Here is a 15,461-nt window from a genome sequence, read left to right on the forward strand (position 1 = left end):
GTCACAGACCTGCCTGGAACCCACGCAGAACCAATTCCGGCGTAAGGACTTCAATTGTAGATGCTATTTCTACCCTATCCCGAATGATAAAACCCGTCAATCCGCCACCCTTTTAAACATTCAAGCCAAAAATAGCGTTTACCGTCTTGATTATGGTTAACCTTATGGCGAAAAAATTAGGGGATCTCCTACACTATTAAAGAAGCCGTTCCGGAATAGTTATGTGAGCCGGATCTGCTTTCTGATTGCTGAACTGTCTGTCGAGGTATTCGGGGTGAGCGGTTGTCCCGGAGCGCTGCTCCGTGGCTACGCCGAGGGGGAAACATGATCAGCACCGTTGCGCTCTTTTGGGCGCTTTGCGTAGTTTGTCTGGTGAATATGGCGCGCTATTACTCTTCACTGCGCGCTTTGTTAGTGGTGCTTCGTGGATGCGATCCGTTGCTTTATCAGTACGTCGACGGCGGCGGCTTTTTCACATCCCATGGCCAGCCCAGTAAGCAGATTCGTCTGGTGCGTTATATCTACGCCCAGCGCTATCTGGATCACCACGATGATGAGTTTATTCGCCGCTGTGAACGGCTTCGTCGCCAGTTTATGCTGACCAGCGCCCTGTGCGGGCTGGTGGTGATAAGCCTGATAGGATTAATGATTTGGCATTAAGGATAACGCATGTTTAAGCTGCACATAAAAAAAGCGGGCCAGTAAACTGACCCGCTTTTTTATTTTCTGCCTGAAGCTACACGAAGTGCAGATTTAGTAGGTCGGATAAGCGAAGCGTCATCCGACACCGCCACAATCTACACGAAGTGCAGTGAAATCCAGTACAGCGTACCCGACAGCAGAATCGAGACCGGCAGGGTGAACACCCAGGCCATCAGGATATTCGTTACCGTTTTGCGCTGCAGACCCCCACCGTCAACCAGCATCGTCCCCGCAACGGAGGAAGAGAGCACGTGGGTGGTGGAAACCGGCATCCCGGTGTAGCTCGCAATACCGATGGAGACGGCGGCTGTCATCTGCGCGGACATGCCCTGCGCATACGTCATGCCTTTCTTACCAATCTTCTCACCGATAGTGGTTGCTACGCGACGCCAGCCAATCATGGTGCCACAGCCGAGCGCCAGAGCGACCGCCATGATAATCCAGATAGGGGCGTACTCGATGGTATGCAGCAGGTCAGTTTTCAGCTCTTTCAGGAAGCGTTTGTCTTCCGGCTTGGTTTCCGGCAGCGCGGCGGCTTTATCCGCGGTATCAGAGATACACAGCAGCAGGCGGCGCATATGGCTACGCTGCTCGACGCTCAGATTGTCATAGCTGTTGATATTACCCAGCAGCGTTTTAGCACGCTGTACGGCTATCATTGCGCGGCTTGCGTCGCAGTGGAATTCAGCAGGCTTGCTGGCATCCTTTGCTTCTTCAGGCGTTGGAATGGCCGGGTTAAGGTCAACCACATGCTGGATGGCGTCACCGTGCTGAGCGTAGTACTGCTCAAGGTGGGTGATGGCATCGCGGGTGCGGGCAATATCGTAACCAGAGGCGTTCATATTGACCACGAAGCCCGCAGGGGCCACGCCGATCAGGACCAGCATGATCAGACCAATGCCTTTCTGACCGTCGTTTGCGCCGTGAGAGAAACTTACGCCGATGGCGGAAATAATCAGGGCAATACGCGTCCAGAATGGCGGTTTTTTCTTGCCGTCCTGCTTCTCACGCTCGGCCGGAGTGAGGTGGATACGGCGCTTTTTCTTCGTGCCGCTCCAGTAGCGACGCAGCAGGAAAATGAGTCCGCCCGCAATCACCAGACCCACGATCGGGGAGAGGATTAACGACATGAAAATCCCGATAACTTTCGGGATATTAAGCGCATCGACCACCGAGGAGCCGGTCATCAGTGCGTTGGTCAAACCGATACCAATGATGGCACCGATAAGCGTATGGGAGCTGGAGGCCGGCAGACCAAAGTACCAGGTGCCGAGGTTCCAGATAATAGCGGCCAGTAACATAGAGAACACCATGGCGAGGCCATGAGCGGACCCTACGTTCAACAGCAGGTCTGTTGGCAACATATGCACAATCGCATACGCCACGCTTAGCCCACCGAGCAGAACGCCGAGGAAGTTAAATACCGCAGCCATGGCCACCGCAAGTTGCGATCGCATTGCGCGGGTATAGATGACCGTTGCCACTGCGTTCGCAGTGTCATGGAAGCCGTTGATCGCTTCATAGAAGAGAACAAATGCCAGAGCTAATAATAATAGAAGGCCCGTATGCATATCGAGGCCAGCAAACAAATGTAGCATAGACGTTACGCCATTTTGAGGACATGAACGCGGCGCATTATGTAAGACAACAGCCTGATGCGCCAACTGAAATATAGACTTTTCTTGATGTTTGTCGTGAAAGCTCGCAACAATGAAAAGATTTACATTTTGTTTTTCAACCACCTGCATTTGTGAATGCGCTTTAGGCTGGTGCGACCCGCCGCAGATCTTTACAATTCCACCCCTTAAGCATAGTCGGGAGTCGGTCGTGGAAAAGTTTGATGCCATTATTATTGGTGCGGGGGCAGCTGGGATGTTCTGTGCGGCAATGGCCGGGCAGGCGGGCAGCCGCGTGTTACTCATCGATAATGGTAAAAAGCCGGGCCGTAAAATCCTCATGTCTGGCGGGGGTCGCTGCAACTTTACTAATCTTTATACCGAGCCTGCGGCCTATCTGAGCCAGAACCCCCATTTTTGCAAATCTGCCCTGGCGCGCTATACCCAGTGGGATTTCATCGGCATGGTGGACAAACACGGCATCGCCTGGCACGAGAAAACCCTCGGCCAGCTGTTCTGCGATGACTCCGCCCAGCAGATCGTCGATATGCTGGTGGCAGAGTGTGAAAAGGGTAAGGTCACTACGCGCCTGCGCAGCGAAGTGCTGGGCATTGAGCGCGATGAACAGGGCTTTACCCTCCAGCTTAACGGCGACAGCGTGCAGACCAGCAGGTTAGTGATTGCTTCCGGCGGCCTGTCGATGCCGGGCCTGGGCGCCACGCCGTTCGGCTATAAAGTGGCCGAGCAGTTTGGCCTGAAGGTGCTGCCCACCCGCGCGGGCCTGGTGCCGTTCACGCTGCATAAGCCGCTGCTCGAACAGCTGCAGGTGCTGTCCGGCGTCTCCGTGCCGTCGGTTATCACCGCTGAGAACGGCGTCAGCTTCCGCGAAAGCCTGCTTTTCACCCATCGTGGCCTCTCTGGCCCAGCGGTACTGCAACTGTCCAGTTATTGGGAACCTGGTGAGTATGTGAGCGTTAACTTACTTCCCGACACCGATCTGGAGGCGTTTCTCAACCAGCAGCGTAACGCCCACCCGAATCAAAGCCTGAAAAATACCCTCGCGATGCAGCTGCCAAAACGCCTGGTGGAGTGCCTGCAGCAGCTGGCCCAAATCCCGGACGTGACGCTAAAACAGCTTAACGTCCGCCAGCAGGAGGAGCTGATTGAGACACTGCAAAACTGGCAGGTGCAGCCCAACGGCACGGAAGGCTATCGCACCGCGGAAGTGACCCTCGGCGGTGTGGACACCAACGAGCTGTCATCCCGCACGATGGAAGCCAAAAAAGTGCCGGGCCTGTACTTTATCGGCGAAGTGATGGATGTCACAGGCTGGCTGGGAGGCTATAACTTCCAGTGGGCATGGAGTTCGTCGTGGGCCTGCGCTGAGGCTATTTCAACAGCTGTTAGCTGAATAATGGGGGAGCTATTGACAAATAATTAACGCGGAATCTACAGGATATTATTATATTCACTAAATCCTATGTCATTATTCATGCGCTTGTAGTTAGGACAGCTTTACCTCGAGCGTTGTTGGTAGGATTTAGATAATGTTCTCAGCCGTGAAACATGGGGTATGAGTCAAAATTAAATGAGGAAAATTATAAGTATACATAATTTACCGACATAAATTTTTGGCGTCTAAAATTTGAGATGTTAAGTATTCATGCTCAAAAATCGAGAACATTATCTATTTAAAATAAATTATTTCGCCAGCAATCGAAGGTTAACGTTAAATATTACGTCAAGAATTGTGTCCTTATTGATGATTGGTTTCATTTTGGTGTTTTAATTCCTGCAGAAGTTTACTAATCGCATCTGGATCGGATAATGTTGTGATGTCACCCAGGTTTTCGCTATCACCTACAGCAATCTTTCGTAGTACGCGCCTGAGTATTTTCCCAGAACGTGTTTTTGGGATGTGTGGGGTCCAATGAATAACCTCAGGTGTAGCAATTGGTCCTATCGTTAGTCGTACCAATGCGCGCAATTCTGATGAAAGACCATCTTGTGCCGTTACCCCGTGTTGTAATGTAACAAAGGCGTAGATACATTCCCCTTTAATTGGATGGGGAATGCCCACTACAGCAGCCTCTGATACCGATGGGTGCGATGAGATGGCTGATTCAATTTCTACTGCGCCCAGACGGTGCCCCGATATATTCATTACATCATCGACTCGTCCAGTCACCCAAAAATGGCCCTCATGGTCCTGAAAAGCACCATCTCCGGTATAATACACCCCGGGGATGACATTATAGTAAGAATCTACAAATCGCTGATGATTGCCCCAGATACTTCGTGCCTGTCCTGGCCAGGAATCCTGGATAACAAGATAGCCCTTTTCTCCAAAATTGACGTCTTCTCCTGCATCGTTTTTCACAGCGAGGCTAATCCCAAAACAAGGCGTTGCTGCACAGCCAGGTTTGATATGCCCACCTTCAAACTGTGGCGCGATCATTATTCCACCGGTTTCGGTTTGCCACCAGGTATCCATTACCGAACACTTGGAATGGCCGAATGTTTTCCAATACCACATCCATGCTTCAGGATTGATCGGTTCACCAACAGACCCCAGCGTATGTAAAGATGTTCGCTTGGTCTTCCCGAGCGCTTCGTCCCCCTTGGCCATAAGGGAACGAATAACGGTTGGTGCCGTATAGAGCACGTTTACGGAATGCTTATCTATGATGCGCGCGAGTATATCCGGTGTTGGCCAGGAAGGTACGCCCTCATGCATTACCGTAGAAACTCCACAACATAAAGGAGCGTAAACCAAATAGGTATGCCCTGTGATCCAACCTACATCAGCAGTGCACCAAAAAACGTCATCTTCATTTTTCTGAAACAGATTACGAAAAGTGGTTGCCGCTTGGGTCAAATATCCTCCTGTAGTATGGAGTATTCCTTTTGGTTTTCCGGTTGAACCGGAAGTGTAAAGTACAAACAAAGGATCCTCCGCCTGCATGGCAACAGGCTCCATTACTGATTCTGCGGTTGACATCATCGCATCCCACCAGAAATCTCTATCCTTTTTCCATTGGATCTCCTGTCCTGTATTTTCCAGCACGATAACCTTTTCCACTGTGTGACCTTCTTTGGTACAACACACTGCTATAGCCTGATCGACCTGGTTCTTTAAAGGAAAGGTTTTTCCGGCACGTCGACCTTCATCGGCTGTAACGACCACGGATGCTTTCACGTCTGAAATTCTCTCTGCCAGCGATGCTGCAGAAAAACCGCCAAATACAACACAATGCATTGCTCCAATACGTGTACAAGCTAGCATAGCAATGAGCGTTTCTGGCAGCATCGGCATATAAATAGCGACAGCATCACCTTTTTTTACTCCGAGCTTTCTGAGCACACCCGCAAAGCGACAAACTTCGTCAAAAAGCTCACGATAGGTGAATTTTTTAGACTCTTTCCCATCTTCACTTTCCCAAATCAATGCAATTTTATTTCCGCGTGAATATAGGTGTCGGTCAAGGCAATTTTGAGAAACATTTAACGAACCATCTTCAAACCATTTTATAGAAACATTTTCCGAGGAGGATGAAATGTTTTTTACTGATTTAAAAGGAATGATCCAGTCAAGTTTTTTGGCCTCATCCTCCCAATATTTTTCTGGATCCAGAGTCGATATCCGGTACTGTTCAGAATATGTGTTGACATTTATATGATTTTGACATGGTTCGTTTTTCATATTCACACCTTATTAACAATGGGGAGCGGGTAGTGACATATACGTGACTTCAGAGAATTAAATCAAAAGTCTCTTTATTAAAGACAAACACACTAGTATCAGATCCAAATTTAACTCTCTAAGAGATAATCTTTCACAACTTCGCCGTAGGGAAGTGTTAAATCAGCAATAAAATGGCAGGCGGAGAGGACCTGGCGTACAGGTAGATCAGCTACTCGAGCCATGATATGGGGATGAAGTTCAAGTGTTGCCTGGCCGCTAAACGCCCATTTGACATTAATATCTATCATGGAATATCGTACTAGCTGACAAATTGCAGGCGTCCCATCGACATGAGGAATAGATTTTACGAGATAGCAGGGTTCCCCTAATGATGACTGAATGCTTAATGCGTCTATTTTTTTTGGTTTGTATTCCATTGTTGCAGTAGCAACCCGTGTTTTTCCATAATCCAACGTGCCAAGAATATGATCCCCATCAACTTCCATATTTGGGGAAGCAAGGGTTTTAGGAAATCCCCAGATCTCTCTGCCACCTGCGATTGGTGGATGTCCATCCAGAAACATTGCGTGAACATATGTTCCCGATTGACCATTATATTCAACAGGAATGACCTGCCCAGATTCGCTAAACCGTCCAAAACCGGTGGCATCAGGCATATGCATGAATTCGTATTTAACAATGGGTTCAGGTGCGATTAACCCGGGCGGTAAGATACGTTTAAGTGCCGCAGGGTCGGTCTCGTAGGTAATAATAAAATATTCACGATCAACAAATCGGTTTGGTGCTTCTGAATAAGCCGGGTTGCCTTGCATCACCGGCATTCCGAATGGATGAGTATGTGTCATAATTTCTCCATATAATGGAAGGTTATTTAAACCTTCCATTATGTTTGGTTATTTAATAAGTAAGGATAGGGCGTCGGCCAGATAATCCGTCAATGACACCATTTGCCAACGCTTCCATTTCTCCCTCACCCGGATAAAGTACAATTTTAGGTGTGATGAAGTGTACGCGTTGAATTATCCAGTCGGTCAGCATTTCGCTTCTGGCAATACTACCGGTGAGGATAATTGCATCGACTTCACCCGAAAGAACTGCAGCACAGGCTCCGATCTCTTTAGCAATTTGATAGGCCATGCCTTCCAGAATAAACGCAGCTTTTTTATCACCAGCGAGCACGCGACTCTCGGCTTCAAGCATATCCTTGATACCTAAATAGCTATATACACCACCTTCACCTATTAATTTCTTATAAATTTCATCATAACTATACTTTCCTGAAAAGCACATATCGATAAGAGCCAGTGGAGGCACGCCCCCGGCACGTTCCGGGCTCATCGGCCCATCTCCTCCTAGCGCAGAGTTAACATCGATAATACGTCCATTTTTATGCGCGCCGATACTAATTCCGCTTCCAAGATGCGCAACAATCAGTCGCATATTTTCATAGTTAGCATCTTGTTCACGTGCATAACGCCTTGCAACGGCCTTATGATTCAATGCGTGAAAACTGCGTACGCGCGAAATATCAGCCATGCCTGATAGGCGTGCAATATCTGCGTATTCATCCACCATAACTGGATCAACGGTGTAGGCGTCGCTGCCAGGATTAACTTCCTGTGCAAGTTCATAGGCCAGTAAACCCCCTAGATTGGAAGCGTGCTGCCCATTCAACCCAAAAGTTGCATCATGAAGGTAAGCTTCATTAATCCTGTAAACCCCCCCCTCCAGATTACGAACCATGCCACCACGACCTACAAAATGATCGATATTTTTTAATTGGATCCCAACTTCCATTAGGGCGCCGATGATCAGGTCTTTACGGTACGCTTTCTGTGAAGCAATATCAGGAAACACAGACATTTCTTCTACTGTATGGTTAATTGTCCGTGAGAAGATACTTTCAAAATCATTGTAAACTGCAACCTTAGTGGACATTCCACCGGGATTTATCACCAAAATATTCATTATAAATTAGTCCGTATTAATTTTTGCACTGTGCAATGGCGCAGACCATTGCATAATATTTTGTTTCAACAGAGTCTGAGCGTGATGGGAAATCGACGGGTGCAATGGTACCAATAATAAAACTTGCAGCACGAGCACCACCCAAGAAGGTAGCCGTTTTATAGAATGTATTAGCGGCGTTAATATCAGGTAAAACAATAAGATCTACGTCACCACCGACTTCGGTGTCCAGGCCTTTATGGGCCACAGACTCTTTACTGAAGGCCAGGTCGATAGACAGCGGCCCATCAACATAACATCCCTTAATACCGCCACGACGATTCATTTGGGTAAGAATTGCTGCATCTATTGTAGATGGCATCGCCGTTTTCACGCCTTCAGTAGCTGCAATGACTGCCACTTTCGGTTTATCAATTCCCAGAGCGTGGAAGACGTCAACGCATTGACGAATCATTTGCGCTTTATCGTTTACATCTGGCGCAATATTGATTCCTGAATCGGTGAAGGCAAAGACCTTATGATAACTTTCGATTTCAACGAATGCTGCCTGAGATACCAGACGAGATTTTTTAAGACCATTTTCCTTATGTAATACTGGTCGTAAGTAATCTGCGGTTTCTAGAGCACCGCGAGTGAGAGCATGTGCTGTACCCTCTTTCACAAGCGATACGGCTTTTTGGCAAGCTTTAATTTTATCTTTCACATCAATAATTTCGATGTTACGTATATCAAAATCAATTTCTTCACAATATTGTTTGATTTTTTCTTCATCGCCGACCAAAATAGGTTCGGCGATATGTTGTTCTACAAGCATCTTTAGTGCAGATAATGTTGTTTTATCTTCTGCTGCAGCGACAGCAATTTTCTTTCCTAATCGCGTTTGAGCAATATCTACAAAAGTTTCAAGTTTTTTAAGCATAATAAATTCCTCAACAAAGTTATTATCTATGACTTTGTATAATTAAATTTTAAATAAAGGGTTGTCTTGCTAGAGCATTTCTACCGTTGCGGCAATGCCCATTCCACCGCCAATACACAATGTCGCCAGTCCTTTCTTTACTCCCCGGCGTTTCATCTCATGTACCAATGAAACAAAAATACGCGTACCGGACGCACCAATTGGATGTCCAAGCGCAATGGCTCCGCCATTAACATTTACGATATCGGTGTTCCACCCCATTTCGCGGTTAACGGCTATTGCCTGGGCGGCAAATGCCTCGTTAGCTTCGATAAGCTCAAGATCATTCAGCTTCCAGCCTGCTTTCTCAAGCGCTTTTCTGGATGCAGATACTGGTCCAATACCCATATAGGCGGGATCTACCCCAGCGGTAGCTATGCTGCGCAATACTGCGAGAGGCTTTATGCCCAGTTCTGCCGCTTTACGTGCGGAAGCTAGTATGACCATAGCTGCACCATCATTTACTCCCGAGGCGTTACCAGCGGTTACGCTACCATCTTTGATAAAGGCTGGGCGTAAAGCACTCAATCCCTCCATTGTGGTCTGAGGGCGATGAAATTCATCCTGGGAAAAATGCAGAGGCTCCTGGCGCTTACGCGGAATGGTTACTGGAACAATCTCACCTGCAAAACCATGTTTCTTTAATGCAGCGGTGACTTTTTGCTGTGATTTGAGAGCAAAGCAATCCTGATCTTCACGAGATATTTCCCATTTTCTGGCTATGTTTTCCGCTGTATTACCCATATGGAAGTTATTAAATGAATCCCATAATCCATCATTAACCATTGAGTCGATGAGCTGCCAACCTCCCATTTTAGTCCCGTAACGTGAGTTTGGGAGCAGGTGAGGAGATTGACTCATATTTTCTTGACCGCCGGCGATAATAAGATCGGCCTCGCCACTTTTTATGGCCTGCCATGCAAGTTGCAGTGATTTGAGTCCCGATCCGCAAACTTTATTAATCGTTAATGCTGAAACACTCTCAGGTAATCCTGATTTAATGACCGTTTGACGTGCTGGATTTTGACCACAGCCGGATGTAAGGACTTGTCCAATGATAACCTCATCGATTTCGTTTATATTTAAACTGATGTTGTTAATCATTTTCTTTATAACTAGCGAGCCTAGTTCACTTGCTGATATATCCTTTAATGAACCTCCAAATGCACCAACAGGTGTTCTGGCCAGGTCAAGGATGACTACATCTTCAGTATTAATCATGAGATTTTCCTTCGTGGTAATTTAAATGACATATAAATTTTTGGTTATTTAAGTGACTTTGTTTCTTTTCGTTTTACTGAATTTCAAAGTGTGATTGCCAAACTATCTTGCTGTATGTAAATTTACCCTATATCAAACATCAAGCAAAGAGGGGTACATGAGAAATATACATGCAGGAATCGAGGTTGTTAATGAGTTGTCTCTTTTAGTCGTGCTGATAACGCTTAGCCAGAAGCATCAGAAGGAGCAAAGTGAAGATATCTCAACTATCTGTAATCTATTGAATAAATTGACTGTCAGTAATGAAATCGACGAGTGTGATATGTTGCAAGGTTATTTCATTCAGACAATGAAAGAAAAATACCAGTTTACTTAAGTTAATAAAATTATATATCTATGGTCACATATGAGTCGCGTTGGTGTGGTGTGTTATATGTAATCATAATATTTGTTGATATTAATGGGCTTGTTTTTTACTCTGCGATGGCAATTTAAGTGTTGCTTAAGTGTATTGAAGTAGTGGTAATGTTTGTATATACCAACATTCACCATTGGTATCATATGACACCAGTTATTTTCGAATAATTTGATTCTAAATTTTATTTTGTAGTGATGGCGAATAATTTCATGTTAGGCTTATGTCATTCATTTGTGCCAAGTTTTTGTTTGTAATTGGGAATGTGAAAATTATGTGTTGGGAGTGTGAAGATTATGTGTGATGTTCCTTCTTTATCAACGCAGCAAATAACACTTTCAAAATCTGAGTGTCGATATTTTCTTGAAACTATTAGCCAGCATGGTAAAGAGATTTTTCTTAAGCCGAGAGAGTTTCTGATTATACGGCCGCAGCAGATTTATTTCGTCAATGATGGGCAGTTGTGCACCTTAATAAGAGCGGGAGAAGCTACACATATTATTGATTACGCTTTTCATCTTATGCCAATAGGTATTACTGAGAATTTATATCCCGACACTAAAGTTCGTTACCGTGCTACAACCGATGTTAACTTGATACAAATTTCTGAGAGTGATTTTTACTCTCTTTTTAAGCATGAAAGTATCGATTTTGTTAAAATTTTGCTTGTATTGAAGTCAACAACGCTGGTCTCCTTCTTTAATGCTTATCGAGAACGTTGTACCGCCAGTGCTTATTGCACGATTAAATCCTTGATAGAACATTATCATCATGAGCCGAAACAGTTAGAAGGGCTGTCAACCTATATTTTACATCGTACTCATTTGTCCCGAGGCTATGTTTTTCGGGTATTAGCAAGACTACGTAATATGGGTGTGTTGACGATGGAAGATGGAAGGTTAATATCAGTTAACGCAGACCTACCTCTTAGTATATGATATATACAAAAAACATAACGAATTGTCCAATGTGAAAGGAAAAGACATGTTAGGTTGATGAGCTCAATTTGGAATTATACAAATTCGGCGCTACTTTATCTTTTATCATTTCAATCATAATTTAGATATTTATCTACCATGATTATGTTTTTGTACTATTTTTATGGCATGCAGTTAAATGTATTTGCTCCTCCGATTCTTGTTACGAACTGACTTTGCTGTCATTGGGTCAGTGCTACGACATTTTTATCGGTATACCAGTAAAAGGATACTGCTATGTGCTGCAACTCTAGCGTTAAGATCAATGATGAGATTGGTCGGCAGTTCGATGTATAATGATTTATATATCGAATTTAATTAACCGATAGAGTCCTTATGCAAACTATTAGCAGTATCGCGCTCGCTTGCGCCACGCTTTTCCTCGCTTTTTCTGCCCATGCGGATCGCGTTATCACCGACCAGCTGGGCCGTCAGGTTACGTTGCCCGACCAGGTTGACCGGGTTGTTGTCCTGCAGCACCAGACGCTAAATCTTCTGGTTCAGCTCGATGCGGATAAAGACATTGTTGGCGTGCTGAAGAGCTGGAAGAAACAGCTCGGCCCTGGCTTCGCTCGTTTCATGCCCGCCATAAATTCTCTGCCGATGCCCGGCGACCTCACTCAGGTCAACATTGAAAGCCTGCTGACGCTCCATCCGCAGGTGGTGTTTGTTGCCAACTACGCGCCAGCGGAGATGATCCAGCAGATTCAAAATGCGGGCATTCCGGTGGTGGCGATTTCGCTGCGTAAAGATGCGGCGGGGCAGCAGAACAAAATGAACCCCACGATGAAGGACGAAGAGCAGTCCTACAACGAAGGGCTGAAGCAGGGTATCCGCCTGATTGCCGACGTGGTTGACCGCAAAACCCAGGGCGAGGCGCTGATTAAATACGCCTTCGACGCGCGGGCAAAATACAACGCGCCGGTGAGCGATATCCCGGATAGCAAAAGAGTTCGTGTTTATATGGCGAACCCCGATCTGAATACTTACGGATCGGGTAAATACACGGGCCTGATGATGAAGCACGCCGGGGCGCTGAACGTGGCCGCCGCAAGCGTTAAGGGCGCGCGACAGGTTTCGCTGGAGCAGGTCCTGCAGTGGGATCCGCAGGTGATCTTCGTGCAGGATCGCTACCCGCAGGTGGTAACGCAGATCATGAACGATCCCAACTGGCAGGCCGTTGATGCGGTGAAAAACCATCGCGTGTGGCTGATGCCGGAATACGCCAAGGCCTGGGGCTACCCGATGCCGGAAGCGCTGGCGATTGGCGAGCTGTGGATGGCGAAAAAGCTCTATCCGCAGGCCTATAAATATGTCGACGTTGATGCCCTGGCGCAGGACTACTACCAGCGGTTCTACCGGGTGAACTGGCAGTCCGATGCTAAGCAGTAAATCAGACCTGTTTCTGCAGCCCGCGCTGATTGTTTCGGCGCTGGCGCTGGGTATCGGCTCGTTGTGTCTGGGGCAGTATCCGCTGGCCCTGAGCGAAATTTTCCACCAGCTTATCCATTTTTCCCATCATGAAGGTATGGCCAGCCAGATTGTCTGGTCCGTCCGGCTGCCGCGCGTGCTGATTGCGCTGCTGGCGGGCGGTGCGCTTGGCTTATGCGGCGCCACGTTGCAGGGGGTGTTGCATAATCCGCTGGTGGATCCGCATATTATCGGCGTCACTTCCGGCTCGGCTTTCGGCGGCGCGCTGGCGATTCTGCTTGGCCTGCCGCCGATTGCGATGATGGGATCAACCTTTGCTTTTGGCCTCACCGCGCTGATTCTGGTTTACGCCATTGCCGCGCTGCAGGGGCGGGAAAACGCACTGATCCTTATCCTCTCCGGCATTATTCTGAGCGGCTTTTTTGCCGCGCTGGTGAGCCTGATCCAGTACCAGGCCGACACCGAAGAGACGCTGCCCAATATCGTCTTCTGGCTGCTGGGCAGCTTTGCGACGGCGAACTGGCATAAAGCGGCGATGCTTGCCGTCCCGGTGGCGCTTGCTACGGCGCTGCTGTTCCAGCTGCGCTGGCGCATAAATTTACTCTCGCTAAATGATAAGGACGCCAGGGCGCTGGGCGTGAGTGTCGTGCCGCTGCGGCGGACGGTGCTGGTTTGCTGCGCGATTCTGGTTGCGGCCCAGGTTGCCGTGAGCGGCAGCATTGCCTGGGTTGGGCTGGTCATTCCGCATCTGGCCCGCCTGCTGGTCGGGGTCGACCATCGCCGCCTGCTGCCCGCGTCGTTCTGGCTCGGCGGCTGCTTTATGATTGTTGTGGACGACCTTGCCCGCACCCTGACGCAGGCGGAGATCCCGCTGGGTATCATCACCGCGCTGCTCGGCGCGCCGCTGTTCACCTTCCTGTTAATCCGCTCCAGCCGTAAGGCCCGCCAATGACATCCGCAACGCTCAACATTCAGCAACTCCAATATGGGCATAAAGAAGCGCTCTTCGAGCCGTTAACCTTTCGCTGCCAGCGTGGGGAAATCTGGGCCGTACTCGGGCGCAATGGGCTGGGGAAAAGTACCTTACTGGATACGCTGAGCGGCGTGCTAAAGCCGCTGGGCGGGAGTTTCAGCAGCGAAGGGGGCGTGGGCATTGTGGCGCAGCATTTTCATCTGCCGTTTCCCTATACCGTGCGCGATGTCGTGCTGATGGGGCGGGCGCGCCACGTCGGGCTGTTTTCCCTGCCGGTGCGCAGAGACGGCAGGCGGGTCTCAGGAGCGCTGGAACAGCTGAATATTGGCCACCTCGCCGCGCAGGTCTTTACCTCACTTTCCGGCGGGCAGCAGCAGCTGGTGATGATTGCCAGAGCGCTGGTCACCGCCAGCCAGACTCTGCTGCTGGATGAACCCTGCTCGGCGCTGGACTTAGCCAATCAGCAGGTGGTTTTGCAGCTGATAAGCGATCTGGCCCACCGGCAAAACCGCTGCGTGGTGTTCAGCACCCACGATCCCGTTCACGCTCAGCAGGTGGCGACGCATACGCTGCTCCTGCTGCCAGAAGGGAAATGGCTGGCGGGGGAAACCGATGCCGTTCTGACCGAAGAGAACATGCATCGCGCTTACGGCCTGCCGCTCCGCAGGGTCAGCCTGGAAGGGTCTTCAGCGTCCTGCCTGGTGCCGCTTTTCACTATCGAAAAGTAGCGGACAAAAAGCCCGCTGCGGTCAGGCTCGTTTGCCCTTCCTGGGCGAGAATAAATTCAGCCAGCGACCGGGCTTCCGGTGCCTGGCTTAATACCGCCAGCTGGTATTCGCACAGAATATTATGTTCATCGGGAATCGCGATGCTTTGCACGTCCGGCTGGTCTGCCAGCGCCAGGCCGTAGTGGGCATAGCCGATAAACACGTCCGCCAGCCCCTGACGAATCACCCACGCGCTCGCCAGCTCGCCTTTAGGCACGCTTAGCGTCTCCCTGCCGCCGACCAGCTGAAGCGCTCTCTTCTTAAGCTTCTCACCCAGTCCCGACTCGAGCCGTTCAAGCCCGTCGAACAGCGCCCAGGTGTAATCCCCGGACGGGTCGCAGCCCGGCGTTGAGGTACCGATTCGCAGCGTCGGGTCGCGCAGTAAATCCAGCCAGTTAGCCTTGTGACGAGCCGTCAGGCTCAGGCGATTCCAGGCAAAGGTATGCGCGCTGAGCGCTTTGTCCGCGGCCAGTAAGGCCTGCGGGTGAGCGCGGTTGGCCGAGGCAAAAAGCGCACAGGGCTCCCCTGCCTCAATGCGTTCTTTCAGCAGCCCTGCCGGGCCGTACTTTACGTCTACTGCGATGCCCGTGGCCTGAGTAAAGTGCTGCATCAGCGGCGTGAAGGCCAGGCGCAGGCTACCGGCGGCCAGCACGGGTAAAGGAGAAGTCATCGGCGATTCCTGAATTTTTAAGTCTGCCGCAAGAGTACGCCTTTTACAGAGGGGCGG

13 protein-coding genes are annotated in these 15,461 nt (G+C 49.0%); 6 read left to right on the forward strand and 7 right to left on the reverse strand.

The window, feature by feature from the left end; all coding sequences use genetic code 11:
• Positions 1–324: 324 nt before the first annotated feature.
• Complete coding sequence (gene uspB / locus ACA108_00990; GenBank protein ID XEX96152.1) at positions 325–660, forward strand: universal stress protein UspB; 336 nt, start codon at positions 325–327, stop codon at positions 658–660.
• A gap of 137 nt (positions 661–797) precedes the next feature.
• Here uspB and pitA read toward each other — a convergent pair whose 3' ends face one another.
• A complete protein-coding gene (gene pitA, locus ACA108_00995; protein ID XEX96153.1) occupies positions 798–2,300 on the reverse strand; it encodes an inorganic phosphate transporter PitA in 1,503 nt (500 codons plus the stop codon).
• A gap of 229 nt (positions 2,301–2,529) precedes the next feature.
• On the opposite strand from pitA, the gene ACA108_01000 reads away from it, so the two are divergent.
• Entirely contained in the window at positions 2,530–3,729 is a 1,200-nt protein-coding gene (locus ACA108_01000) for an NAD(P)/FAD-dependent oxidoreductase (GenBank protein XEX96154.1), read from the forward strand.
• Between the two features lie 345 nt (positions 3,730–4,074).
• On the opposite strand, the gene acs is transcribed toward ACA108_01000, so the two are convergent.
• From acs to ACA108_01025, 5 genes are all read right to left on the reverse strand, one after another.
• Complete coding sequence (gene acs / locus ACA108_01005) at positions 4,075–6,021, reverse strand: acetate--CoA ligase (GenBank protein ID XEX96155.1); 1,947 nt, start codon at positions 6,019–6,021, stop codon at positions 4,075–4,077.
• Between the two features lie 110 nt (positions 6,022–6,131).
• Complete coding sequence (locus ACA108_01010; protein ID XEX96156.1) at positions 6,132–6,869, reverse strand: acetoacetate decarboxylase; 738 nt, start codon at positions 6,867–6,869, stop codon at positions 6,132–6,134.
• 52 nt (positions 6,870–6,921) lie between these two features.
• Positions 6,922–7,992: a butyrate kinase gene (gene buk, locus ACA108_01015; protein ID XEX96157.1), complete on the reverse strand. Its 1,071-nt coding sequence runs from the start codon at positions 7,990–7,992 to the stop codon at positions 6,922–6,924.
• A gap of 16 nt (positions 7,993–8,008) precedes the next feature.
• Entirely contained in the window at positions 8,009–8,911 is a 903-nt protein-coding gene (locus ACA108_01020) for a phosphate acyltransferase (protein XEX96158.1), read from the reverse strand.
• A 69-nt stretch (positions 8,912–8,980) separates the two neighbouring features.
• Positions 8,981–10,171 carry an acetyl-CoA C-acetyltransferase gene (locus ACA108_01025; protein XEX96159.1) on the reverse strand — a complete coding sequence of 397 codons (1,191 nt, stop codon included), beginning with the start codon at positions 10,169–10,171 and terminating at the stop codon, positions 8,981–8,983.
• A 711-nt stretch (positions 10,172–10,882) separates the two neighbouring features.
• Between ACA108_01025 and ACA108_01030 the strand changes: the two genes are divergently transcribed.
• From ACA108_01030 to ACA108_01045, 4 genes are all read left to right on the forward strand, one after another.
• Entirely contained in the window at positions 10,883–11,524 is a 642-nt protein-coding gene (locus ACA108_01030; protein ID XEX96160.1) for a helix-turn-helix domain-containing protein, read from the forward strand.
• Positions 11,525–11,899: 375 nt separating this feature from the next.
• On the forward strand, positions 11,900–12,955 hold the full coding sequence (locus tag ACA108_01035; protein XEX96161.1) for an ABC transporter substrate-binding protein: 1,056 nt from the start codon (positions 11,900–11,902) through the stop codon (positions 12,953–12,955).
• On the forward strand, positions 12,942–13,946 hold the full coding sequence (locus ACA108_01040) for a FecCD family ABC transporter permease (GenBank protein XEX96162.1): 1,005 nt from the start codon (positions 12,942–12,944) through the stop codon (positions 13,944–13,946). The genes ACA108_01035 and ACA108_01040 overlap by 14 nt, the downstream gene beginning before the upstream one ends.
• Complete coding sequence (locus ACA108_01045) at positions 13,943–14,695, forward strand: ABC transporter ATP-binding protein (protein XEX96163.1); 753 nt, start codon at positions 13,943–13,945, stop codon at positions 14,693–14,695. Before ACA108_01040 ends, ACA108_01045 begins: the two co-directional genes overlap by 4 nt.
• Here ACA108_01045 and ACA108_01050 read toward each other — a convergent pair.
• A complete protein-coding gene (locus tag ACA108_01050; protein XEX96164.1) occupies positions 14,682–15,404 on the reverse strand; it encodes a substrate-binding domain-containing protein in 723 nt (240 codons plus the stop codon). The two genes, ACA108_01045 and ACA108_01050, sit on opposite strands and share 14 nt — an antisense overlap.
• Positions 15,405–15,461 lie beyond the last annotated feature (57 nt).

This window comes from Dryocola sp. LX212 (assembly GCA_041504365.1).
Lineage (GTDB): Bacteria > Pseudomonadota > Gammaproteobacteria > Enterobacterales > Enterobacteriaceae > Dryocola.

Bases quoted from the DNA above. Each gene is read 5' to 3' on its own strand.
- ACA108_01040 (XEX96162.1), top strand. From the start codon at position 12,942: ATGCTAAGCAGTAAATCAGACCTGTTTCTGCAGCCCGCGCTGATTGTT.
- uspB (XEX96152.1), top strand. From the start codon at position 325: ATGATCAGCACCGTTGCGCTCTTTTGGGCGCTTTGCGTAGTTTGTCTG.
- pitA (XEX96153.1), bottom strand. From the start codon at position 2,300: ATGCTACATTTGTTTGCTGGCCTCGATATGCATACGGGCCTTCTATTA.
- acs (XEX96155.1), bottom strand. From the start codon at position 6,021: ATGAAAAACGAACCATGTCAAAATCATATAAATGTCAACACATATTCT.
- buk (XEX96157.1), bottom strand. From the start codon at position 7,992: ATGAATATTTTGGTGATAAATCCCGGTGGAATGTCCACTAAGGTTGCA.
- ACA108_01050 (XEX96164.1), bottom strand. From the start codon at position 15,404: ATGACTTCTCCTTTACCCGTGCTGGCCGCCGGTAGCCTGCGCCTGGCC.
- ACA108_01025 (XEX96159.1), bottom strand. From the start codon at position 10,171: ATGATTAATACTGAAGATGTAGTCATCCTTGACCTGGCCAGAACACCT.
- ACA108_01045 (XEX96163.1), top strand. From the start codon at position 13,943: ATGACATCCGCAACGCTCAACATTCAGCAACTCCAATATGGGCATAAA.
- ACA108_01030 (XEX96160.1), top strand. From the start codon at position 10,883: ATGTGTGATGTTCCTTCTTTATCAACGCAGCAAATAACACTTTCAAAA.
- ACA108_01010 (XEX96156.1), bottom strand. From the start codon at position 6,869: ATGACACATACTCATCCATTCGGAATGCCGGTGATGCAAGGCAACCCG.
- ACA108_01035 (XEX96161.1), top strand. From the start codon at position 11,900: ATGCAAACTATTAGCAGTATCGCGCTCGCTTGCGCCACGCTTTTCCTC.
- ACA108_01020 (XEX96158.1), bottom strand. From the start codon at position 8,911: ATGCTTAAAAAACTTGAAACTTTTGTAGATATTGCTCAAACGCGATTA.